The 22038-nt window shown below is 36.0% G+C and carries 25 protein-coding genes; 14 read left to right on the forward strand and 11 right to left on the reverse strand.

All coding sequences use genetic code 11. The features are described from left to right. Positions 1–42: 42 nt before the first annotated feature. Positions 43–387, reverse strand: a complete 345-nt coding sequence (locus AC3IS5_RS03220; protein ID WP_489426537.1) for a hypothetical protein — start codon at positions 385–387, stop codon at positions 43–45. A gap of 131 nt (positions 388–518) precedes the next feature. Further along, positions 519–1391, reverse strand: coding sequence for a peptidylprolyl isomerase (locus tag AC3IS5_RS03225; RefSeq protein ID WP_489426538.1), 873 nt, complete (start codon positions 1389–1391; stop codon positions 519–521). 153 nt (positions 1392–1544) lie between these two features. On the opposite strand from AC3IS5_RS03225, the gene AC3IS5_RS03230 reads away from it, so the two are divergent. Continuing rightward, positions 1545–1643 carry a YjcZ family sporulation protein gene (locus AC3IS5_RS03230; RefSeq protein ID WP_390393769.1) on the forward strand — a complete coding sequence of 33 codons (99 nt, stop codon included), beginning with the start codon at positions 1545–1547 and terminating at the stop codon, positions 1641–1643. Between the two features lie 147 nt (positions 1644–1790). Here AC3IS5_RS03230 and AC3IS5_RS03235 read toward each other — a convergent pair whose 3' ends face one another. From AC3IS5_RS03235 to AC3IS5_RS03260, 6 genes are all read right to left on the reverse strand, one after another. Then, entirely contained in the window at positions 1791–1973 is a 183-nt protein-coding gene (locus AC3IS5_RS03235; protein ID WP_370588357.1) for a hypothetical protein, read from the reverse strand. Positions 1974–2043: 70 nt separating this feature from the next. Continuing rightward, entirely contained in the window at positions 2044–2589 is a 546-nt protein-coding gene (locus AC3IS5_RS03240) for a DUF3267 domain-containing protein (RefSeq protein WP_489426539.1), read from the reverse strand. Between the two features lie 161 nt (positions 2590–2750). Continuing rightward, entirely contained in the window at positions 2751–3269 is a 519-nt protein-coding gene (locus tag AC3IS5_RS03245; RefSeq protein WP_051448815.1) for an HTH-type transcriptional regulator Hpr, read from the reverse strand. A gap of 142 nt (positions 3270–3411) precedes the next feature. Then, entirely contained in the window at positions 3412–3777 is a 366-nt protein-coding gene (locus AC3IS5_RS03250) for a YtxH domain-containing protein (protein ID WP_489426540.1), read from the reverse strand. Between the two features lie 184 nt (positions 3778–3961). Beyond that, the gene (locus AC3IS5_RS03255; RefSeq protein WP_489426541.1) at positions 3962–4489 is read right to left on the reverse strand and encodes a tryptophan transporter; all 528 of its coding nucleotides are present in this window, start codon (positions 4487–4489) and stop codon (positions 3962–3964) included. Between the two features lie 150 nt (positions 4490–4639). Beyond that, complete coding sequence (locus AC3IS5_RS03260) at positions 4640–5065, reverse strand: HIT family protein (RefSeq protein WP_489426542.1); 426 nt, start codon at positions 5063–5065, stop codon at positions 4640–4642. Between the two features lie 104 nt (positions 5066–5169). Between AC3IS5_RS03260 and AC3IS5_RS03265 the strand changes: the two genes are divergently transcribed. Further along, entirely contained in the window at positions 5170–5910 is a 741-nt protein-coding gene (locus tag AC3IS5_RS03265) for an ABC transporter ATP-binding protein (protein WP_489426543.1), read from the forward strand. Beyond that, positions 5903–7084: an ABC transporter permease gene (locus tag AC3IS5_RS03270; protein WP_489426544.1), complete on the forward strand. Its 1182-nt coding sequence runs from the start codon at positions 5903–5905 to the stop codon at positions 7082–7084. Before AC3IS5_RS03265 ends, AC3IS5_RS03270 begins: the two co-directional genes overlap by 8 nt. Before the next feature lie 40 nt (positions 7085–7124). Here AC3IS5_RS03270 and AC3IS5_RS03275 read toward each other — a convergent pair whose 3' ends face one another. Together AC3IS5_RS03275 and AC3IS5_RS03280 are read right to left on the reverse strand one after the other, a co-directional pair. Beyond that, complete coding sequence (locus AC3IS5_RS03275) at positions 7125–8294, reverse strand: M20 family metallopeptidase (protein ID WP_489426545.1); 1170 nt, start codon at positions 8292–8294, stop codon at positions 7125–7127. Positions 8295–8378: 84 nt separating this feature from the next. Continuing rightward, positions 8379–8897, reverse strand: coding sequence for an antibiotic biosynthesis monooxygenase family protein (locus tag AC3IS5_RS03280; RefSeq protein ID WP_489426546.1), 519 nt, complete (start codon positions 8895–8897; stop codon positions 8379–8381). A gap of 374 nt (positions 8898–9271) precedes the next feature. On the opposite strand from AC3IS5_RS03280, the gene hemE reads away from it, so the two are divergent. From hemE to AC3IS5_RS03325, 9 genes are all read left to right on the forward strand, one after another. Next, the gene (gene hemE / locus AC3IS5_RS03285) at positions 9272–10321 is read left to right on the forward strand and encodes a uroporphyrinogen decarboxylase (protein WP_489426547.1); all 1050 of its coding nucleotides are present in this window, start codon (positions 9272–9274) and stop codon (positions 10319–10321) included. A gap of 34 nt (positions 10322–10355) precedes the next feature. Continuing rightward, the gene (hemH, locus tag AC3IS5_RS03290; RefSeq protein ID WP_489426548.1) at positions 10356–11288 is read left to right on the forward strand and encodes a ferrochelatase; all 933 of its coding nucleotides are present in this window, start codon (positions 10356–10358) and stop codon (positions 11286–11288) included. 9 nt (positions 11289–11297) lie between these two features. After that, entirely contained in the window at positions 11298–12719 is a 1422-nt protein-coding gene (hemY, locus tag AC3IS5_RS03295) for a protoporphyrinogen oxidase (protein ID WP_489426549.1), read from the forward strand. A gap of 310 nt (positions 12720–13029) precedes the next feature. Beyond that, complete coding sequence (locus tag AC3IS5_RS03300; RefSeq protein WP_489426550.1) at positions 13030–13989, forward strand: YncE family protein; 960 nt, start codon at positions 13030–13032, stop codon at positions 13987–13989. Next, positions 13986–14669, forward strand: a complete 684-nt coding sequence (locus tag AC3IS5_RS03305) for a response regulator transcription factor (RefSeq protein WP_489426551.1) — start codon at positions 13986–13988, stop codon at positions 14667–14669. The genes AC3IS5_RS03300 and AC3IS5_RS03305 overlap by 4 nt, the downstream gene beginning before the upstream one ends. Continuing rightward, positions 14666–16060, forward strand: a complete 1395-nt coding sequence (locus AC3IS5_RS03310; protein ID WP_489426552.1) for a sensor histidine kinase — start codon at positions 14666–14668, stop codon at positions 16058–16060. Before AC3IS5_RS03305 ends, AC3IS5_RS03310 begins: the two co-directional genes overlap by 4 nt. Continuing rightward, positions 16060–16572, forward strand: coding sequence for a FixH family protein (locus AC3IS5_RS03315; RefSeq protein ID WP_489426553.1), 513 nt, complete (start codon positions 16060–16062; stop codon positions 16570–16572). The genes AC3IS5_RS03310 and AC3IS5_RS03315 overlap by 1 nt, the downstream gene beginning before the upstream one ends. Positions 16573–16698: 126 nt before the next feature. Next, entirely contained in the window at positions 16699–17268 is a 570-nt protein-coding gene (locus tag AC3IS5_RS03320) for a TetR/AcrR family transcriptional regulator (RefSeq protein ID WP_489426554.1), read from the forward strand. A gap of 69 nt (positions 17269–17337) precedes the next feature. After that, positions 17338–19812 carry a YhgE/Pip family protein gene (locus AC3IS5_RS03325; protein ID WP_489426555.1) on the forward strand — a complete coding sequence of 825 codons (2475 nt, stop codon included), beginning with the start codon at positions 17338–17340 and terminating at the stop codon, positions 19810–19812. A gap of 207 nt (positions 19813–20019) precedes the next feature. On the opposite strand, the gene yhfH is transcribed toward AC3IS5_RS03325, so the two are convergent. Next, the gene (gene yhfH, locus AC3IS5_RS03330) at positions 20020–20145 is read right to left on the reverse strand and encodes a protein YhfH (protein WP_076034471.1); all 126 of its coding nucleotides are present in this window, start codon (positions 20143–20145) and stop codon (positions 20020–20022) included. Between the two features lie 139 nt (positions 20146–20284). On the opposite strand from yhfH, the gene lplA reads away from it, so the two are divergent. Together lplA and AC3IS5_RS03340 are read left to right on the forward strand one after the other, a co-directional pair. After that, on the forward strand, positions 20285–21277 hold the full coding sequence (lplA, locus tag AC3IS5_RS03335; protein WP_489426556.1) for a lipoate--protein ligase: 993 nt from the start codon (positions 20285–20287) through the stop codon (positions 21275–21277). Positions 21278–21332: 55 nt separating this feature from the next. Next, a complete protein-coding gene (locus AC3IS5_RS03340; RefSeq protein ID WP_053418730.1) occupies positions 21333–22037 on the forward strand; it encodes a response regulator transcription factor in 705 nt (234 codons plus the stop codon). Position 22038 lies beyond the last annotated feature (1 nt).

Raw genomic sequence — 22038 nt, forward strand, 5'->3', positions numbered from 1 at the left:
GATGCTGAGAGGTCCTTTTTACGTACTAAAAGAGTATTACTGTTAACAGTTACGGAACAGTCCATGGAATGGTTTATGACATGGCATATTCGTATTGCAGTGAACTGGATTACCTGGATCAACTACTACGTTTTCAGTAGATTGTGTGTAGTAATGACGCGGTACATTTACAATGTGTTTTCTGTTTACAGTAACTACTGGGTGGATAACTGGAACTTCTCTTTCAACATAGCAATCATTGAACTGATATTGAGTAGGGCATACGACCGGGTGTTGACCGTGGTGTTGACCGTGGTGTTGACCATGGCAATGACCGTGACCGTGACCGTGACCGTGACCGTGACCGTGACCGAAACCATGGCAGTGGTGATGGTTGTGACATTTCAAAGGAATCACCTCCGTTCTAACTTGTTAACTCTATAACATGCGACAAAGTAAAACATTAAGAGGACAGAGGCCCGTAAAAATAAAAAAATACCTGATCCATCGTAATGGATCAGGCACTTTTATAAGGCTAACTATTTTTCAGTAGTATTTTCTTTTAAAAATTGGCTTAGTGCGTCTTTTAGATCTTTGTCTTTAATCTTCACGTCAGCTTCTTTAATTAATTTAGTAGTTGTTTCAATGAATTTATTTTGAGCTGCTTCAGTTGCAGCAATTTTTTGTTTAATTGCATTTTTGCTTTCTTCTAAAGAAGGAAGGTCTTTAACATCACGCTTGTCCTCTAATTTAATGATGTGATAGCCGTGAGCAGATTTAACTGGCTCACTAATCTCACCTTTTTTAAGAGCGTATGAAGCGTCTGTAAATTCAGCAACCATTTTATCTGGACCGAACCAACCTAGTTCACCGCCAGCTTCTTTAGAACCTGGATCTGTAGAGTACTTTTTAGCAAGTTTAGCGAAATCTTCACCTTTATCTAGTTTAGATTTGACTTCTTTAGCTGTTTCTTCATCAGCAACTAAGATATGGCTTGCTTTCACTTCTGTTTTCATACGATCGTAGTATGCTTCGATATCTTTTTCGGAAATATCCATAGCTTTTTCTTGTAATAAAAGAATACGGATGTAATCTTCTTTGAAATCTTTTTCCGTTAAACCTTGAGCAGCTAGAGTTTGTTCGAAGCTGTCACCCATTGCTTCTTTTTGCTTTTTGAATTCTGCTTCTACTTCTTTATCAGTTATTTTGTATTTATCTTCTAAAACACTTTTAATAACTAATGTTTGAAGTGTTTGTGTACCAGCTACGTTCTTCATTTCTTGGTACAGTTGTTCTTTTGTAATATTTCCTACTTTTGATTCTGCTACTACTTCGTCACCTGAATTATTTCCACATGCAGCAAGAGCAAGAACAGATGCTGCTAGTGTAAGTGATAATACTGTTTTCTTCATCTTTAAAATCTCTCCCAACTTTAGTCACTTCTAACTAATGTATTTGTAACTATAACACAAAACGAAAAAAAAAGAAAAAGGTTCCATATTCATTTAGCCTAAAACCCAAAAACATATTTGCATAAGATAGCAAAGAGAAAGGAGGTGCGGATAATGGGCAATGGCGGTGGATATTCTAATGGTTCAGGCTTTGCTTTAATTGTCGTGTTATTTATTTTGTTAATTATTGTTGGCGCAGCATTTATGTGCTAATTTTTAGGCAATAAGAAAGTCCATTTGCAGTGATGCGAATGGACTTTCTTATTTATTATGTTCACTAATTTGAGGACAGAGGAACTAACTTAATGTTGATAGAACTTATCCAACAAGCTATTTTCAATGCTATAAAATGAATATTGTTTACACAGTAAACAGAATCTCCAAGTAAAAGGAGATTAACAAAATAGTAATCAATACATTTATAGTTCGGTATATTTTTGGTTGTTTTTCTTCAGGAATTTCTTTTTGCGCACAAAGTGCATACGTCATCCGGTTGATTTGAAATAAATAAAACACCGAGAATAGGACGACAATGGCAATCATCAAGTCTTTTCCTCCCCTCTATCTACATCATAAGCATAACAAACAAAGAACAGAAATGACAAGTTAATCATCATTGGTTAGATGATGGAACTAAAATTTCAAACCCCTTATCTGTTTCTTCAATCAATGCCGTTTTAGGCGAATGTATAAGATGTTTGACATACAATAGATCAATTAAGCAAAGTCCACAGTGATAAGCCAACAAAATCGAAAAGTAATGTCTAAAGGGTGGAAACATTATCGCGCCAATTACTAAAACTAAGTTCAGTAGAATAAATGGTACGAGCAATGCAAAAACATAACGACTTTTTAAAATGGGCTCATGGATACGCATCGACAATACAGGTAAAAAACTATATTGTTTCTCAATGGAAAAGCGCAAACTTTTACGATAACTAAATAATGGTATAAAATGTAGCAGTTTATGAGCAGGGTAAATCATAAAAAAGACCATTAAAAAGAGCGGAAATAAGTGATCAGATAACGGATCTTCTTTAAATATATTTAAAACTATATAAAAAACAGAAAATACGCTAATGACGATTATAGTAGATAATAAAAAAATACGATCGTGGCCGTATTGTTTCTGTACATTAATTGTTTTCCAGCAATGCAATGTTTAGCATCTCCAATTTCAATATATGATAATCTTCGAAACCTAACATTAATGCTTTTCATAAGGAAAATCAAGTCATTTTATATTAAAAAAAAGATAGCGTTTTCATACCTGAGTATTGAACGATTGGAGCAATACTCAGGTTGAAGTCGTTTTGAATATTATTCAATTTTGCGTAATGAACCTTCAAAAATATCCATGAAATCATCCCCGTAGATATTACGAATAATAGCCATAAGGTCTAATAATTCAGGGAATTTACCATACATTTCTTTTAAAGGAAGTGAGCCTTCAAGAACACTATGCTTTGATTGGTTGTAATTTTCTGTCAATTCGACGAGTAATGACTTACCTTTTTCGGTGAGCTCAACATATGTATTTCGCTTATCGTCATTACGTTTAGAAAATGCAAGCAATCCACGCTCCTCTAAATTTTTGGAGAAATTAAATGCGGTCGATACGTGCATTACACCAAATTTTGCTATATCAGAAATCGATGCGCCTTCAAGATTAGAAGCAATCCATAATACATGGTGCTCATTGATATTTAAATCATATGGTTTAATCCATGCTTGCCAATCTTTTTCAGCAGCTTTCCAAAGGGCCTTCGATAGCTGGGCGATTCTTTGGCTGTAAAGCATAGCTTCACGAACCGTATACAAGTCTTCAGACATAGCTATCACCAACTTTCGCAATTTTCTAACATTATAACATTATTTGTAAATAATAAACAATCGTTTTTCAATATAAAATAGTACAAAAAATATATTTTTATATTAGTTTAATTATTTTTCTCAAAAAATATACTTTTATCGTATAATTTTATTCATTATTTTTTTGGTTTTTACGATTTTGGAATTCTGCTAGATGTTTTTCAATTTCTTCCACAGAGCTTTGTAAGGAAGCAATTTCTTGTTGTAGATTTTCTTGAATAGGCGCTGTCTCAGCTTGCCAAGAAGCAAAAGATTCTTTTGATTCTTCAATCACCTTAGGAATGGTTTGTTGAGCTTCATTTTTTATGTTCTCAATAGAACCTTTAATATCAGCAAGTCTATTTTGAAGATCCTCTTTAGTAGTTTGCAATGATGTTCTAAATTCTTTACCTGTTTGTGGTGTAGATAAAAGAACAGCTACCATACCACCAATTGCTCCAGTTGTTAAGCCGAGTAAAAATGTAGATGTTTTCATATAATCGTTTCTCCTTCCTACTTTAAACTATGTATATCCTTCTTTTACTATAATAAAACATGATATTCAATAAAAGAAATTAAAACACAAATTATTTATTATTTGTAGCTATTAAAAAGAAGGTCATTATCTATAGTATTGTAGATAGTGACCTTCTGAATTATATTATCTTTTATTTTGGTATTTAGGCATGTGTTAAAGATGTATTAAATTTCGAACGTTTAACCAAATTAATGATGATTGGGTAAATAATAATAAATGCTACGACGTTAATGGCAACAGCAGGTAGTACAACTGTTATGAATAATGCTGTAAATGGAATTTTCGCGCCAACAACTAGTATTGCAGAACCTAAGAAAACACTTCCTGAAATAATCGTACCTACACCGGCAAGAACAGCCGATACTGCAATTTTCTGAGCAAACTTTTGTAATAATACAACTGCTGCATAGAAAATAAATGCTGTTACTAATTTGTCGATAATGTTCGGTACAAAACCAGCTGGGAATGTTGAAAATAAGCCTGAAATCACGCCTGTTGTTATCGCTAGTAAGAAAACTTCCTTAAGACCAGGGAATAATAAGATGCCGATAAACATCATCGTTAGCATGAAGTCTGGCTTCATACCACCATTAATTCCTGGAATCACGACATATAATGCCGCACCTACACCAACTAAAAGTGCCATTAAAACTAAATTCTTCGTATTCATTTCTCATCTCTCCTATAGCTACACTGAGCTCAACTTTTGTTATTTCCTTCCGTATCCTCGTGATCGGAAGCGAAACTTATACATGATATTACAGGTAAATTATCGGGAAATCAATACTATTATATAATAGTATTAATAAGAAAGTTAATCCTATTTATTTAGATTGGCAATAATTTGTTCAGCTAAATCAGCTAAAATTACTGGTGTATATTCATCTGGTTTTGTAGTCCAAGTAGGTTTAAATCCATCTGTTTCATCATATCTTGGTATGAAGTGTAAATGAAAGTGGAATACAGTTTGTCCTGCCGCTTCACCGTTATTATTTACTAAGTTCATGCCAGCTGGGTTGAAGGTATCTTTGATAGCATTAGCAATTTTAGGTGCAGCGGCAAAGAGATTCGAAGCTACTTCAGAAGACATTTCGAAAATGTTTGCCACATGCTCTTTAGGAATTAATAATGTATGACCTTTTGATAAGGGGCCAATATCCATAAAGGCATAGACAAATTCGTCTTCATATACTTTCGTACTAGGAATTGAACCATCGATAATTTTACAAAATAAACAATCGCTCATAAAAAAACACACCTTTCATCATTTTGCTTTTTATTTTACCATATTGGTAACTGCTAGATTGCGAAAATTTTGATAAACTGTAAGAAGAATAGGAGTGACGAGGAATGACAGTATTAGAATTACAATCCGTAACAGGTGGCTATACGAGAAAACCTGTTATTCATGATTTATCCTTTACAATTCAACCTGGAGAACTAGTCGGACTAATTGGACTGAATGGAGCAGGGAAAAGTACTACAATTAAACACATCATCGGATTAATGACTCAAAAAAGTGGAGACATTCTTCTAAATGGGATCACAATAAAGGAAAATATGGATCAATATCGTTCCTCATTTTCATATATTCCAGAGACGCCTGTATTATATGATGAGTTAACTTTGAAAGAACACTTAGAATTAACTGCAATGGCATATGGTTTAGATGAACAAACATTAAAAGAACGCTCTGAACCATTATTAAAAGAATTCCGTATGGAAAAGCGATTAAACTGGTTCCCGTCTCATTTCTCAAAAGGGATGCGTCAAAAAGTGATGATTATGTGTGCATTCTTAGTTAATCCATCATTATATATAATTGATGAGCCATTTTTAGGGCTAGATCCTCTAGGTATTCAATCATTATTAGATCATATGGATGGAAAGAAAAAAGACGGGGCATCTATTTTGATGTCTACACATATTTTATCGACGGCTGAAAAACATTGTGACCGTATTTTATTGTTACATAATGGCCGACTTCGCGCACAAGGGACGATGAATGACTTACGCCAAGCATTCAATATGCCAGGTGCAACTTTGGACGACTTATACATCGCAATGACGAAGGAGCAAGAACATGAATAACTTGCATGATGTGTGGCGTACACGCTTCTTTCATTATATAAATGAAGTGCAAAAGTATATGAAGTATGTCTTTACGGGGCATATGGCAATCGTACTTGTATTCATCATCGGTGCAGGTGGTTATCAATATAGTGAATGGCTGAAAACCAATCCAGTCGATTTTCCTTCTATATTACTAACTGCAATCGTATTAGGTTTTCTATTAGCATTTAGTAGTCCTACAACTTTAATCCGTGAGCCTGACCAAGTGTACTTATTGCCACTTGAGACAAAGCTTCCAATTTATTTTAAAAAGGCTTTGAATTGGACATTTTGGTCACAGATTCTTGTCGTTGTTATACCGTTTATCATAGCCCTACCTATGCTAAAGCAAATAGGACAACTATCTAATGAAACAATCGGGTTAGCATTTGTAGTTGTTGTGTTCATGAAGTGGTGGAATGTACAAGTTGATTTTGCATTTCGTTGGGCTAATAGAGGACAAGCGGTATGGGGAGATCGCGTTGTAAGAGTACTGATTTCCATTACTGTTCTAGCATCAGTGTTATTAATGAATGTATGGATGATGATTATTGTTGCTATTCCAGTAATCTATTATGGTTTTACTTGGATGAAACAAAAGGCTATGCATCCCTGCCCTTATGAGCATTTCGTAAAACTTGAGCAAAATCGTATGTTGCGTCTTTATCGCTTTGCTAATTATTTTACGGATGTACCGCACATACACGGTAGCATTAAAAGACGTCAGTGGTTGGATGCGCTATATAAAATGGTGCCGTTTAAAAAAGAAAATACACAAGCTTATTTGGTGTTCCGCACTTTCGTTCGTACAGATGATCATTTCTATTTATGGGTACGCTTAACGGCGATAGCGGGAATAGGGGCTTTTATCATTAATATGCCTGTTGCGGTTGGTGTCTTTTTAGCAGCGCTTGCATTTGCGACGACAATTCAGTTGAAGCAAGCATTAATTTCGTCAACAGATTTCAGTATGTATATGTTATATCCATTACCTGCAGTTTATCGTAAACTAGCAGTTCATAAAATTGTTCGAGTAGTAAATATTGTACAAGTAATTATCGTATTAATTTGTGGCATAGGTAACCCATTATTTTATGTTGGACCTGTGATAATGTTAATCGTTGGCGAGCTTACATTACGAATGACAAAATAAAGAAAATCCTGGGACAGTAAAATGTCTCAGGATTTTTTTGTTATATATTTTGATAATCAAGTACTGCTGCACCTAACGTTTTAGCAGCAATCAACATTGCTTCTTCACGGAAATCGAATTTTGCATGATGATGAGCATATGCAGTTCCTTCAGGCATTGCACCTGTAAAGAAGAATACACCAGGTACCTTTTCTAGATAGTACGAAAAATCTTCCCCAACCATAAGTGGAGCACATTCAACAACTTCATTAACACCAGGAATATCCTTCGCGATGTCAAAAAGGAAAGCAGACTCTTTTTCATGATTGACAACAGCTGGATAGCCTCTAATGTATTCGAATGTGTAAGCACAATCAGCTGCAAGGCATGTACCTTTAATAATACGTTCAATTTCAGCTTCCACTAGATCACGGACTTCAGGTAAAAATGTTCGTACAGTACCTGACATTTTAGCTTCGCCTGCAATAACGTTAAAAGTATCTCCAGCGTGGAAAGAACCGATTGTTACTACTGCCGATTTAATAGGGTCTACTCGACGAGAGACGATTTGCTGTAAATTTGTAACAAGTTGTGCACCAATTGTTACTGTATCAATCGTATCTTGTGGCATTGCACCATGTCCACCACGGCCTTGTATAGAAATTTCGAAGCGATCTGCAGAAGCCATCATAGGACCTGAACGATGTTCAATAGTGCCGAATGGTGTTTGTGACCATAAATGTGTGCCGAATACAGCGTCAACTCCATCCAAGCATCCCGCTTCCACCATAGGCTTTGCTCCACCAGGCGCTATTTCTTCAGCATGTTGATGAATGATGACATATTCACCAGCTAGCTGATCGCGCATTTCATGAAGTGCTTTTGCAAGTTGTAATAATGTGGCTGTATGGCCATCATGACCACAAGCATGCATAACACCAGCGACAGTTGATTTATAGGGAACATCGTTTAATTCTTGAATAGGAAGTGCATCAAAATCTGCTCGTAATGCAATTGTTTTACCAGGTTTTGCCCCTTTAATGCGAGCTACAACCCCGTTGCCACCAACATTCGCTTCATAAACAACGCCGAGCTGATCGTAAAATTTTTGTATATATTTAGCTGTTTCAGTCTCATTAAAAGAAACTTCAGGATACATATGTAAATGGCGGCGAATTTGCACCATGTCTTTATAAGAAGCATCTAATTTATCAAAAAGTTGTAGTTTCATCTGCTATACCCCACTCATAATTAGTATTCTTGATTTGCTTTTATTATAACAAAAAAAGCCGAGCGCTTGACTCGACTTTAGAAATTAATCTTCAGTTTCTTCATTTTTTGCAGTGGTAAAAGTTGTTACATACGCTTTACTTGTGAATATGTTGCGATTTTCAATACCTACTGTAGCAACTTGCTTTTCAAAAGCGTCTTTATATGCTTTTGACACTTTCCAAGCTTCAAAGGAAGTTGGACCTGACCATTCCGTTAAGACAATATAAGTTTCGGAATTGAGGGGTTTAAGTAAACGGTATGCTTTGAAACCAGGATCTGATTCAATTACATGCGAACGACTTAAAAAGCGATGTTCGAATAGAGGACGGCCTTCATCAGAAACAGGTAGGTGATTCATTACAAAGAAACCTTTGTCTTTTAATTCATTAATTGAATCGATTACTTCGTAGCTTCTAGGGGTTTGGAATACAGATTTCCCCTCAGACTCATGTAGCAACATAGAGTTGCCAGAGCCATGTAATACAATCATTTTTTCGTTTGAGTATTTTTTTCGTAAGCTCTCCATAAATTCTGGAGTTCCAGATGTTAAATAAATATTCAATAATAACGCCTCCTATTTAATTTGAGTATTCTTAAATATATTCAGTTTCAGGTTTCAGTGGCTAGTTGCTCGAGCAGGGCGATTTAGCGTGCCTTTGTATATAATATTTAGCCATAGTTTATATTAATTAGACATTATAATGTGCACAATTAATAATTATATGTTTGATATATCGATAATAAGTAAAATATATTAAAAGAATTTGAGGTTTTTTAGATTGTCAGACATCTTTGTCGAAAAGATGTCATCATTACAAACATTTTCATGACATTTTGGGCGGAAAACTATACAATAACATGGGAAACGACTATAGTGAAAACGGATACGAAAGTCGAAACGAATAACTTTTACATATGAAGGGATTGAATCTATTCATGAGAAAGATTAATGATACGCTTTTACGCGCAGCACGTGGAGAGAGGACAGCCTATACTCCTGTTTGGTATATGCGTCAAGCGGGACGATCACAGCCTGAATACCGTAAGATTAAAGAAAAATACTCATTAGAGGAAATTACTCATCAACCAGAATTGTGTGCTTATGTGACACATTTACCGGTACAAAATTATAATGTTGATGCAGCCATTTTATATAAAGATATCGTAACACCACTACCAGGCATGGGTGTTGATGTAAAGATTAAAGCAGGTATTGGTCCAGTAATTTCAAACCCAATTCGCTCTGTAAAGGATGTAGAAGCTTTACGCGAATTTAATCCTGAAGAACATGTACCATTCGTGCTTGATACAATAAAACTTTTAACTGAAGAACAATTAGATGTACCGTTAATCGGTTTTGCGGGCGCTCCATTTACACTTGCAAGCTATATGATTGAAGGCGGTCCCTCTAAAAGTTACAGTTTAACAAAATCATTCATGGTCTCTGAGCCACAAGCTTGGTTCATGTTAATGGACAAGTTAGCGGATATGATTATTGTGGATATTAAAGCGCAAGTTGGAGCAGGGGCTAAAGCATTCCAAATTTTCGACTCATGGGTTGGAGCACTAAGCAAAGAAGATTACCGTATCTTCATTAAACCAGTTATGACAAGAATTTTTAGTGAGCTAAAAGAGTTAGATGTTCCGATGATCACATTCGGCGTAGGCGCAAGCCATTTAGCAATGGAGTGGCATGATTTACCGGTAGATGTTGTCGGCTTAGATTGGCGTTTACCGATTAAAGAAGCGCGCGCTATGGGTATGACTAAACCAGTTCAAGGTAACTTAGATCCAACGTTATTATTAGCTGATTGGTCTATTATTGAAGAACGCACAAAAGCAATTATTGACCAGGGCTTAGAAGTACCGGGTCATATTTTTAACCTAGGACACGGCGTTTTCCCTTCAGTAGATCCAGATGTTTTAAAACGTTTAACAACACTTATTCATGAGTACAGTGCAGAGCAAGTTAAAGTACGTTCTTAATAAGTAGTAAATAACTTTTTGAGGTGAAATTAGAATGAAAAAAACAATGGGCTTGTTAGTTATGGCTTATGGTACACCAAACAACGAAGATGAAATTGAAGCATACTATACACATATTCGCCATGGTCGTAAACCTAGTGAAGAGTTAATCGAAGACTTACGTAGTCGTTATCAAGCTATCGGTGGTATTTCCCCTCTTGCTGAAACAACTCGTAAACAAGCAGCAGCATTATGTGCTCGTTTAAATGAAGTTCAAGATGAAGTAGAGTACAAATTATATATTGGTCTAAAACATATTGCACCATTTGTAGAAGATGCAGTTGAAGCCATGCATAAAGACGGAATCACTGAAGCTGTTTCCATTGTACTTGCACCTCACTTCTCAACATTCTCTATTAAATCGTACAATGGCCGTGCGAAAGAAAAAGCAGAAGAATTAGGTGGTTTAACAATCACTTCAGTTGAAAGCTGGTACAAAGAGCCGAAATTCATCCAATATTGGACAGAAAAAATCAATGAAGCGTTTGCTGACATGTCAGAAGAAGAACGTAAAACAGCTTGCCTAATTGTTTCTAATCACTCATTACCTGAAAAGATTGTTAAATTAGGTGACCCGTATGCGGACCAACTTCATGAGACAGCTGAAATTCTTCAAAAAGAAACAGGAGTAGAACATATGGAAGTAGGCTGGCAAAGTGCTGGTCAAACACCAGAGCCTTGGCTAGGGCCAGATGTTCAAGATTTAACTCGTGAACTATACAATGAAAAAGGCTTCCGTTCATTTGTTTATACACCAGTAGGCTTTACTGCGGAACATTTAGAAGTTTTGTATGACAATGACTATGAATGCCGTGTTGTTTGTGAAGAATTAGGCGCTAACTATCGTCGTCCAGCTATGCCAAACGATGATCCATTATTCATCGATGCTATGGTTGATGTTATTAATAAAACGTTATCTCAAGCCTAATAGAAAGTGATGATTGATGTGACTGAACAAAAGCAAAGAGTAGCCGTTATCGGTGGTGGGATTACAGGCTTAGCTGCTGCGTTCTATTTGCAAAAAGAGGCTAAAGAGAAAAAACTACCATTAGAAATAGTACTGATTGAATCTTCTCATCGTTTAGGTGGCAAGATTCAAACTGTACGCAAGGAAAATTTTATCATTGAACGCGGTCCAAACTCATTTATTGATAACAATAATAATATGGCCAAATTAGCAAAAGACTTAGGTATCGAAGACCAGCTCATTCGAAGTGAAGCAGGTCAAACGTACATTACTGTCAATGAAAAACTATATCCGGTACCAGCGGGTTCAGTTTTAGGGATTCCCACAAAGTTATCTTCATTTTTAGCTTCTGATATTGTGTCATGGAGTGGTAAAGTACGTGCTACATGTGACCTATGGTTTCCTCGTTCTCGAATACAAGAAGATCAGCCATTAGGAAAATTTATACGTAGAAGATTTGGTAAGGAAACAGTTGAGAATATTATAGAGCCACTTTTATTAGGTATTTCTGCTGGAGATATAGAACAGCTTAGTTTACAAGCGACTTTTCCAGAACTAATTGAAATGGAAAAAGAATATAGAAGTTTAATGACAGGTATGAAAAAGGCACTTACTGAGATCTCTCATGATGACTCGAAGGGCATTGAAGATCGTCCATTCCAAACTTTTAAAAATGGTCTTGAAACATTGATAGAGGCATTAGAGGGAAAACTTACAGATACAACTATTTTAAAAAGTGTCAAAGTTGAATCGATTGCAAAATCAGCGCATCAAGTCACATTATCTTTGAATAATAAGTCCTCAATTGCCGCAGACGCAGTAATTTTAGCTACACCACATCTTATAACTCAAAAAATGTTTGCCAAACAAGGTTTGTTACAAGAATTGCAAGATATTCCACTAACAACTGTTGCTACCGTATCGATGGCATTTCCCATTGAAGCAATGGATGAAAGTTTTACTGGCTCTGGATTCACTGTTGCGCGTAATAGCGATTTTTCGATTACATCTTGTTCGTGGGCACATCGAAAATGGCCATCATCTGTTCCAGAGGGCTATGCTTTATTGGAAGTCTATATAGGACGGTCTGGCGATGAAGCGGTTGTTGATTTATCGGATGGTGAGATTGAAAAGATTGTCTTACAAGATTTAAATAGAGTGACCCCGCTAAAAGGGAGTCCAATATTTACTATTGTTTCAAGATGGAAAGAAGCTATGCCTCAGTATAAAGTTGGTCACGCTCAGCGTGTAGAATTAGCTAAACAAGAATTAAATGAACATTTTCCTGCAATGAAGTTGGTAGGGAGTTCGTATGAAGGAACAAGCTTACCTAATTGTGTTGACCAGGCTCGAAGCGCAGTGGATGAGTTATTAATGAAGTTATTCGAATAATGGAGTCGTTCTTTTCGTTGGTTTAAAGATACCTACAGAAGAGCGATTTTTTTGTGGATTTTTTCATTAAATACACAGGACGTGGGTCACATAACCGTTGCGACAGGACGTCGCGAACTAAGGTTATGTTCCTTTAGACGAGCGCTTTCGGCATTTCAGAGTGTCCAGTTTCAAGCGCCAGTCCCTCGAAGTCATACAACTGTTGCTGCAGGACACCGTGAACATTTCTAATTTGTTCACAATTTGCTTTGCTTTCTTTCATTATTATTTCACATTTATGCAGTATGATGAAAAGGGGAGGGGGATAGAGTTGAAAAAGCGTGTTACGGTCATCATATTATTTGCCTTATTACTCCTTTTTGGATGTGGAAAGGATGCGTACCCAGCGATTCCAGCAGATACTTCCTTTATCGCAGCAGTCAATATACAGCAGCCTTCAATAACTTTTGTAAATAAAGATCTTAAGGTTTTTGCTACTTGGCAATTAGAGAAAGCATACACAGGTGCTACTTTGATTGGTCAGCAATATTTACTGCTTTATGGTAATCAGCTAGAGAGTGCGGACGTTTATAATTTAAGTACCGGTGAAGTGGCGTATTCCATTGAAACGGGTGCTGGAGTAACGAATGCCATCTATGCACCAAATAAGAAAATGCTCTACATATCAAATGGCAAAACGAATCGTGTTACGGCTTATACTAGTCAAGGCGAGCAAATCGCTGAGCAGAAGGTAGGTAATTATCCGATGTCGATGGTTACCCATGGACAAAATTTATATGTAGTTAATTATAAGGATACAAAACTTTCTGTTCTTGATGCAGAGTCTCTTGAAGTGAAAGAAAAGTGGCAAATTCCAAAATCCTCTCACGGGATGATTATTTTAGAAAAAAGAAAAGAACTATGGCTTGGTGGACACGGTGCAGGTATGAAACCGAATACGACTGTCGATATTTTTGATATAAATAAGGGTCAGAAGAATCGTGAACTTTCACTACCTATGATGCCAATTGATTTTGCGATTGACGATGACCGAATATATGTTGTCAGCCATGGGCAAAGTCAATTATATGAAGTAAATGATGAAGGTCATGTATTGAGTGCACATGAAATTGGTGCTAATCCATTTGCGGTGCAACTTTTTGCACAATATGTTGTAGTGGCAGGGTACGATGATCAAACGTTATACTTTATGAAAAAGAATGATGTTACAAAGAAAGTTAAAGTTGATAAAGGACCATTTCAATTGATTGTAAGGGAGATGAGCGAATGACATCGATTCTAATTGTAGATGATGAACAAGATATGAGGAATTTAATCCATATGATGTTAAAAAAGTCAGGATTTCAAACACTACAAGCTGAAAATGGCACCGTTGCTATAACAACCCTTGCTCAAGCGAAAGTCGATTTAATATTGCTCGATGTTATGATGCCAGGTATAAATGGCTTTCAAGTATGCGAAGAAATTCGTAAAACTTCGAATGTACCAATCATTTTCCTAACTGCAAAGGATGCAAATGAGGACAAGGTAAAAGGTTTAACGATTGGTGCGGATGATTACATTGTAAAACCATTTACATCAACAGAACTGGTGGCACGAATAATAGCCGTGTTACGTCGCACGGGAAATGCTCCAGTGGAGATGCAAGTAAAGCATTTATGTAAAGGAACAATTGATTTGGACGAGGTATCAAGAAAAGTATTTGTATCCGGAAATGCGATACCCCTGACGTTAAAAGAATTTGACTTACTACATTTATTTATGACAAATGAAAATACGGTTTATACTCGTGAACAATTATTAGTGAGTTTATGGGGTTTAGATTATGCTGGGGGAACAAGAACAGTAGATACGCATATTAAAACACTTCGATTAAAACTAGGGAAAGAAGCTGGTCAATTTATACACACAGTATGGGGGCTAGGCTATCGTTTCGAGGTAAGAATATGAAAAAACTGTCCACGCGTATTTGGGCAATGATTTTAATCTTCTTAACGCTAACGGTTTTTTTTATGTACATACTAACCCATTTTTTATATGAACGATTGTATGTTAAGGATGCTGAACAGTCGATGATTGAAGTTGGGGAGAAATTGACGACGATTTATGAAGGTGGTAAAGTAACCGATGATTTAATCACGCAAATTGATAATTACAACAACTACTCAGATGTCTCTGTATTTGCAGTTAAGAATCCACGTGAACTAAGTGCTTGTGTACCATTTGATATTGATTATAAAACATTGATTGGTGCAGAAGAGCGACAGCAACTTTTACAAGAACAAACTATCACCAAGATGGGATATGAGGAGCGCTTCGATCGCCAAATTATTTCTGTTATTATTCCGCTGACAGATCATAATCGTTTAGAAGGTATTATTTATATATATTTCCCGTTAGCGAAAATATCAGAATTGGCATCTAAAGAAGTTATTTTTTTATTAGGAAGTGCAGCAGTATTTTTAATAATTGTAGGTTTTGGTATTTATAAGGGAATAGGTCATATTATGAAACCTCTTAATGCATTGCAAAATGCTGCAGAGAAAATGGCTGAAGGAAATTATGAAATGAGAGTCCAAGTTACATCAAAGGACGAAATAGGCCAGTTATCAAAAACCTTTAACAAAATGGCGACTGCAATTCAACAAAATGATGAGTTGCAAAAGAGTTTTTTAGCTACCGTATCACATGAATTACGAACTCCTATAAGTTATGTGAAAGGATACGGAGAAGCTATTCAAGAAGGTTTAATTCCCGAACAAGAACAGCATGAGACGATTTCCTTAATCGTCCGAGAAGCTAATCGTATGGAAAAGCTGACTAATGAATTGTTACAATTATCACGAGTAACCAACTTATATGAACCGATTGCGTTATTTCCGTTACCACTCGCAGAAACAATTCGTGAGGTAGTGTTATTAACAGAGCAACAAGCGCTTAAAAAGGACATGAAAGTGAATATAGATGTTAGTGAGGATATCATTGTTAATGCAGATGAAGAGAAATTAAAGCAAATTCTCATTAACTTAATTGAAAATGCAATACGTTATTCTAATAAGAAGACATCAATAGAAATAACTGCAAAAACAAATGGACGTTTTGTAAGCATTCAAATAGAAGATCATGGTATCGGGATTCCAGTGGAGGATCTACCTCATGTAACAGAGAGGTTTTATAGAGTAAATAAAGCGAGAAGCCGTAGTGATGGCGGTAGTGGATTAGGTCTTTCAATCGTTGACCAACTTGTTAAATTGCATGAAGGTACTTGGCAAATTGACAGTGAGTTTGGAAAAGGAACTACAATTACAATACAAATACCAATGGTAGAGGAGTATGAATGATGAAGAAATGGATGATGGGTTTATTAGTGATTATAGGTTTACTTTCAGGGTGTAATAATGATGACAAGCAAGAAGACCATGTGTCAAATAATGAAGGAACATCTGTCGAAGTAAAAGTTGATATTTTAACACCGGAAAAAGTGGAGGCAAGTAAAGAGATTGAATTAGCTGCACATGTAACACAAGGTGGAGAAGATGTTGATGATGCAGATGACGTGAAATTTGAAGTATGGGAATCTGGTATGCGTGAAGATGGACAAATGATCGAAGGTAAATTAGATGAAAAGGGTCAGTACAAAGCAGCTATTACTTTTGACCATGATGGAGTTTACTACATGCATGCTCACACAAACGCAAGAGGTTTACATGTCATGCCGAAACAAAAAATAGTTGTGGGTAATCCAGATATGAGTAAAGTGAAAGAAGAATCAAATGACAGTTCAAAAGGTATGGATCACATGAAAAAGGATGATAATGAAGGTGAAGAATCATCTGATCATTCATCAAAATAAAATAGCTTGTTACTATGATTGGAAAACACTTGCAACTTTCCATTGTTACGTGTAGAATAAATGACCAGATGACTAAAATAGTTTTCTGGTCATTTTTATTCAAAGCGAAAGTTGGTGAGAAACAAAATGGACCGCAGACAAGAAATACTTGAAGCGGCTTCGAAGTCATTTGCTCTTTTTGGGTATAAAGCTACAACGATGGATCAAGTAGCGAAAATCGCGAACGTCGGGAAAGGAACAATTTATACTTTTTTTAGTAATAAAGAAATCCTTTTTCAAGAGATTGTCGTGAAAATGATTCAAGAAATGAAAACGGCAGCGGACGAAGTAATCTCAGCAGAACAACCATTCCAGCAAAATGCACACGCGGTGTTGATGAAAATATTAGAGTTTCGAGAAGTACATCTTCTGTATGCAAAATTGATAGAAGAAGAAAAGGAACTTAGAACACCTGCTGTGAAACATGTGCTCATTCGAATTGAACAAGAAATTGTTGATTTTGTGGGTGACAAAATTAAAACAGCCATTAGCAAAGGTGAAATTCGGGAATGTGAACCAGATCTAGTTGCATACTTATTATTAAAAGCGTATTTTGGTTTTGTTGCAGACTGGGGAGAAACGCATGATTTTGAACTGTCAGAAGAGAAAATAGCTTCACTGTTTCGAGATACCATTTTTCGGGGTCTCTTACCGTGAGACTCTTTTTTTGAATGAAAATGACCGATTGAGAGATTTGGTCACATAGTTTTGTAGGAGGAATGAAGAATGATTAAGGCAGAGTTTGCGAAAATTCTCCGCACGAAAAAAATGCTGATTGCTATTATTGCAGTTCTTTTCGTTCCTGTACTATATGCAGGTATGTTCCTATGGGCTTTCTGGGATCCATACGCACATTTACAGGATTTGCCGGTCGCTCTTGTCAACAATGATAAAGGCGCTGAAATAGAAGGAAAAGAAATGCAATTAGGTACTGATTTGGTAGATAATTTACGAGATAGTAAAGAATTTAAATTTGTTGAAGTATCTAAGGCAAAAGGGGAGGAAGGATTAAAGAATCGCGATTATTATATTTTAATTGAAATTCCCGAAAACTTCTCAGAAAATGCTGGTACTTTATTAGAAGATAATCCTGAACAAATGAAAATTATTTATCGACCAAATGAAGGATACAACTTCTTAGGTGGACAAATCGGTAATACAGCTATGGAGCTTGTGCGTGCTGAAGTAAATAAAAAAGTTTCTGCTACTTATGCTGAAACGCTATTTGATAATATTGCAAAATTAGGAGACGGTTTCGGTGATGCAGCAGATGGTGCTGTAAAACTTGAAAAGGGCTCTAACAAATTAAAAGACGGTGCTAGTCAATTAAAAGACGGTATTGGCAGTGCAGCAGATGGTGCTACTCAATTAAATGATGGTGCTAAAACAGCAGCAAAAGGATCAACAGATTTAAAAAATGGTATTGATTCAGCAGCAGATGGTGCAGGTACGTTAAACCAAGGTGCTTTATCATTAGCAAAAGGATCTGCAGATTTGAATGCAGGTATTCTATCTGCTAAAGACGGTTCAAGCCAATTACAATCTGGTTCAACAGAATTGAAAAAAGGTACTGAAACTTTAGTGCAAGGTTTAGAAGGAAATACAGCAAATATTAATGCACTAAACGACGGTGCACAAAAAGTAAATACAGGTGTAGGCACTTTAAGTGCAGGATTAGGTCAATTAGCACCAGGTGCACAAAATGTTTCTGCAGGAGTTACGCAACTTGTAGATAGTCTAGGTGCTATGACTGCAAAAGTTCCAGCTTTGCAAAAGGGCGTTAAAGATACAAATGATGGAGCCGCTGGATTAAGTGCAGTTTCACAAAATTTAGCAACGGATACAAAAAAGCTAGTTGAACAAATTAAGGCCATGAATATTTCTGAAGAACAAAAAAGTGCTTTACTTCAATCAGCAGGAAAGATTGATGAAACTGCTGAACAAGTAAAAGCAGGCTTGGGTAATCTCAGCTCAGGTACAAAAGAATTAAACAATCAAGTTGTTACTATTGAAATACCAACGTCTGATAAGGCCGTAGAATTAAAACAAGGTGCAGCAACAGTTGCAGCTGGTTTAGATAAAATGAATAAAACAGTTAGTGGAGAATTAGCTCCTGGTACAAAACAATTAGCAGCAGGCACTGATCAATTAGCTTCTAATTGGAGTACATCAATTGCTGGCGCTAAAAAACTAGATGCTGGAGCAGGCCAATTACAAGTTGGCTTAACTGATCTATCTGGTGGTTTCAATAAATTACAATCAGGTTCATCACAATTAGCTGATGGTTCATCACAACTTGCAAATGGTACACAATCATTAACAAGTGGTATGGGTCAATTACAAGATGGTTCTAGTAAACTATCAACAGGTTTAGTAACATTAAGCGGTGGTACTACATCACTTATAACGGGCCTAGAAAAGCTACAAGATGGTTCAAATCAATTAAAAGACGGAACATCTGAACTAAAAGATGGTTCTAACACATTACAAGGAAAATTAAAAGAAGCGAATGAAAAAGCCGCTGAAGTAAGAGCAACGCAAAAAACTTATGACATGGTCGGTGAACCGGTAGCGGTTGAGAAACAAGAAATTAACGCAGTTCCTAACTACGGTACAGGTTTCGCGCCATACTTCTTAGCGCTTGGTCTATTTGTAGGTGCGCTATTAATCACAATTGTCTTCCCATTAGTTGAACCAGCGATAAAACCGATTAACGGTGTTTCATGGTTTACTAGTAAAGTAGCTGTTTTGGCAGTTGTTGGTTTAATTCAATCATTGACTGCAGTAGCGATAGTCGTTTGGGGTCTAAAACTTGAACCGGCTAATATGGGTGCCTTCATATTAATGGCGATAGTTACAAGTTATACATTCCTATCATTAACTCAACTGTTAGTATCAATTTTCTCGGATCCAGGTCGTTTTGTAGCTATTCTAATCTTGATACTACAATTGACAACTAGTGCGGGTACATTCCCATTAGAATTAGTACCGAAACCATTACACATTTTTAATACGTTATTACCAATGACATACTCTGTTCAAGGATTTAAAGCTGCAATTTCTACTGGAGATATGAGCTTCTTCTGGACAAATGGAGGTATTCTATTAGGATTCATGGTTGTTTGCTTAGCCATTACTTTTGGATACTTTGCATTAATGTTTAAAAAACGTCATTCAAATACTGAAGCAGTAACTGAATAATATTGAAAAAGGTTAAAGAGCGAAATATGCTCTTTAACCTTTTTTGTGAATTGTTTTATGTAAAAAGAAAAAGCGAAGAGAGTGGTTCAGGCTCTCTTCGCTTTTTCAAAAGTAAGCGATTTAATATAGGTTCATCTCTAAGGTTCAATTAGTGATGAATGTGAGCTATCAATCGAATGGGGAATTCGGTTGATCAATAATTAACGATTAAAGAGAATTGCAATGTTCACAAGTGTTTGAATAGCACTCGCTTTGTTCTTCGATTTTCTCACCGCATACAGTGCATTGTTTTGCGGGTAAATTTTTGAAAAATTCAACGACATTTTCTAACATTGTGTTTCGCCTCCTAAGTAATCTGTTATATTACTGATTTGTTATTATGTATTGTATTATAACACAGACATTTATGTCAATACAAAAACCTAATTTTAAGTTAAAATAATTGTTGAGACACGAAAGAGGAGTGAAATGAATGTTTTTTATAGATAATAAAGGTATTACAGATCCGCGCATTAACTTAGCAATTGAGGAGTATGCGTTAAAAACGATGGATGTAGAGAAAGATTCTTTTTTACTGTTCTATATCAATCAACCCTCAATCATTATTGGTCGAAATCAAAATACTGTAGAAGAGATAAATACTGATTATGTTGAAGATAATGGTATCATCGTTGTACGTCGATTATCTGGTGGTGGTGCTGTGTATCATGATCTAGGAAATTTAAACTTCAGTTTCTTAACAAAAGATGATGGAGATAGCTTCCAAAACTTTAAAAAATTCACGCAACCTGTAGTGGATGCGTTACAAAAAATGGGTATAAACTCTGAGTTATCAGGTCGTAATGATATTATGGCTGAAGGTCGTAAAATATCAGGTAACGCTCAATTCTCAACAAAAGGTCGTATGTTCAGCCATGGTACATTATTATTTGATACAGAAATTGATGCCGTTGTTTCAGCTTTAAAAGTGAAAAAAGAGAAAATCGAATCAAAAGGAATCAAATCGATTCGATCACGTGTAGCGAATATTACAGAATTTATGCATGAACCAATGACAATAGAAGAATTCCGTTTGGAAATCTTAAAATCAATTTTCGGTGGCGAAGAGAATATACAATATTATGAACTAACAGATGAAGACTGGGCTAATATCTACAAATTATCTGAAGAACGTTATCAAAAATGGGATTGGAATTATGGTCAATCTCCAAAATTTAACGTACAACGTTCTCAACGTTTCCCTTCAGGAAGTGTTGATGTGCGTTTGGAAGTGAAAAAAGGCGTTATGGAGGAAGTACATATTTTCGGCGATTTCTTCGGCGTTGGTGATATGGCAGATGTAGAACAAGCATTAGTAGGGAAAAATTACGAACGCAATGTTATTGATGAAGCACTAAATGCTATCGATGTACCAACGTACTTTGGTGGTGTTACGAAAGAACAATTTATACAATTGATATATTAATTAAATTTGACAGCATAATGTTTGAAATTGCGGTCAAGATGAAGGGGAGAGTGGAATGAATACTCATCGTATATTAATCGTAGAGGATGATTTAAAAATTGCTTCGTTACTTGCTGATACTTTGCGCAAATATCATTATGAAGTAAAAACTGTAGAATCTTTTGATAGCATCCTTGAAGAATTTACGGCGTTCAATCCTCATCTTGTTTTACTTGATATTAATTTACCTTCTTATGATGGATATTATTGGTGTCGTCAGCTTAGACAGTTAACGACTTGTCCAATTATTTTTATATCAGCTCGTTCAGGTGAAATGGATCAAATTTTTGCGCTGGAAAATGGTGGAGATGATTTCATTACGAAACCGTTCCATTACGAAATCGTCCTAGCAAAAATAAAGAGTCATTTACGTCGATCATATGGGGAATACGCCACTAAGCAAGAAGAGAGAACTGTAAAACAAGGTCAGCTGCATTTGTTCTTGGAACGTATGGAATTGCATACGAAACAAGCTCAAATTCCGTTGCAGAAAAAAGAATGTGTAATTTTAGAATTGTTGATGGGACAAGCTCCTAAAGTTGTATCTCGAGAGCAATTACTAGAAGAGCTGTGGGATGATCAAGCATTTGTAGATGAGAATACGTTGAATGTGAACATGACACGTGTACGAAAGAAGCTGTCAGATTATGATGTGCAGTCGACGATTGAAACCGTTAGAGGCGCTGGTTATCGGTTTGTATTACACTCAGAGGAGTCTTAAT

This window comes from Viridibacillus sp. KH_047, from assembly GCF_057838945.1.

What these genes read in the sequence shown, in the direction of transcription:
- AC3IS5_RS03260 (WP_489426542.1), bottom strand. Translation starts at nt 5,065, where the DNA reads ATGAGCGATTGTTTATTTTGTAAAATTATCGATGGTTCAATTCCTAGT.
- hemH (WP_489426548.1), top strand. Translation starts at nt 10,356, where the DNA reads ATGAAAAAAACAATGGGCTTGTTAGTTATGGCTTATGGTACACCAAAC.
- AC3IS5_RS03315 (WP_489426553.1), top strand. Translation starts at nt 16,060, where the DNA reads ATGAAGAAATGGATGATGGGTTTATTAGTGATTATAGGTTTACTTTCA.
- AC3IS5_RS03250 (WP_489426540.1), bottom strand. Translation starts at nt 3,777, where the DNA reads ATGAAAACATCTACATTTTTACTCGGCTTAACAACTGGAGCAATTGGT.
- AC3IS5_RS03230 (WP_390393769.1), top strand. Translation starts at nt 1,545, where the DNA reads ATGGGCAATGGCGGTGGATATTCTAATGGTTCAGGCTTTGCTTTAATT.
- AC3IS5_RS03325 (WP_489426555.1), top strand. Translation starts at nt 17,338, where the DNA reads ATGATTAAGGCAGAGTTTGCGAAAATTCTCCGCACGAAAAAAATGCTG.
- yhfH (WP_076034471.1), bottom strand. Translation starts at nt 20,145, where the DNA reads ATGTTAGAAAATGTCGTTGAATTTTTCAAAAATTTACCCGCAAAACAA.
- AC3IS5_RS03235 (WP_370588357.1), bottom strand. Translation starts at nt 1,973, where the DNA reads ATGATTGCCATTGTCGTCCTATTCTCGGTGTTTTATTTATTTCAAATC.
- AC3IS5_RS03275 (WP_489426545.1), bottom strand. Translation starts at nt 8,294, where the DNA reads ATGAAACTACAACTTTTTGATAAATTAGATGCTTCTTATAAAGACATG.
- AC3IS5_RS03305 (WP_489426551.1), top strand. Translation starts at nt 13,986, where the DNA reads ATGACATCGATTCTAATTGTAGATGATGAACAAGATATGAGGAATTTA.
- hemE (WP_489426547.1), top strand. Translation starts at nt 9,272, where the DNA reads ATGAGAAAGATTAATGATACGCTTTTACGCGCAGCACGTGGAGAGAGG.
- hemY (WP_489426549.1), top strand. Translation starts at nt 11,298, where the DNA reads ATGATTGATGTGACTGAACAAAAGCAAAGAGTAGCCGTTATCGGTGGT.
- lplA (WP_489426556.1), top strand. Translation starts at nt 20,285, where the DNA reads ATGTTTTTTATAGATAATAAAGGTATTACAGATCCGCGCATTAACTTA.
- AC3IS5_RS03255 (WP_489426541.1), bottom strand. Translation starts at nt 4,489, where the DNA reads ATGAATACGAAGAATTTAGTTTTAATGGCACTTTTAGTTGGTGTAGGT.
- AC3IS5_RS03265 (WP_489426543.1), top strand. Translation starts at nt 5,170, where the DNA reads ATGACAGTATTAGAATTACAATCCGTAACAGGTGGCTATACGAGAAAA.
- AC3IS5_RS03225 (WP_489426538.1), bottom strand. Translation starts at nt 1,391, where the DNA reads ATGAAGAAAACAGTATTATCACTTACACTAGCAGCATCTGTTCTTGCT.
- AC3IS5_RS03310 (WP_489426552.1), top strand. Translation starts at nt 14,666, where the DNA reads ATGAAAAAACTGTCCACGCGTATTTGGGCAATGATTTTAATCTTCTTA.
- AC3IS5_RS03270 (WP_489426544.1), top strand. Translation starts at nt 5,903, where the DNA reads ATGAATAACTTGCATGATGTGTGGCGTACACGCTTCTTTCATTATATA.
- AC3IS5_RS03340 (WP_053418730.1), top strand. Translation starts at nt 21,333, where the DNA reads ATGAATACTCATCGTATATTAATCGTAGAGGATGATTTAAAAATTGCT.
- AC3IS5_RS03320 (WP_489426554.1), top strand. Translation starts at nt 16,699, where the DNA reads ATGGACCGCAGACAAGAAATACTTGAAGCGGCTTCGAAGTCATTTGCT.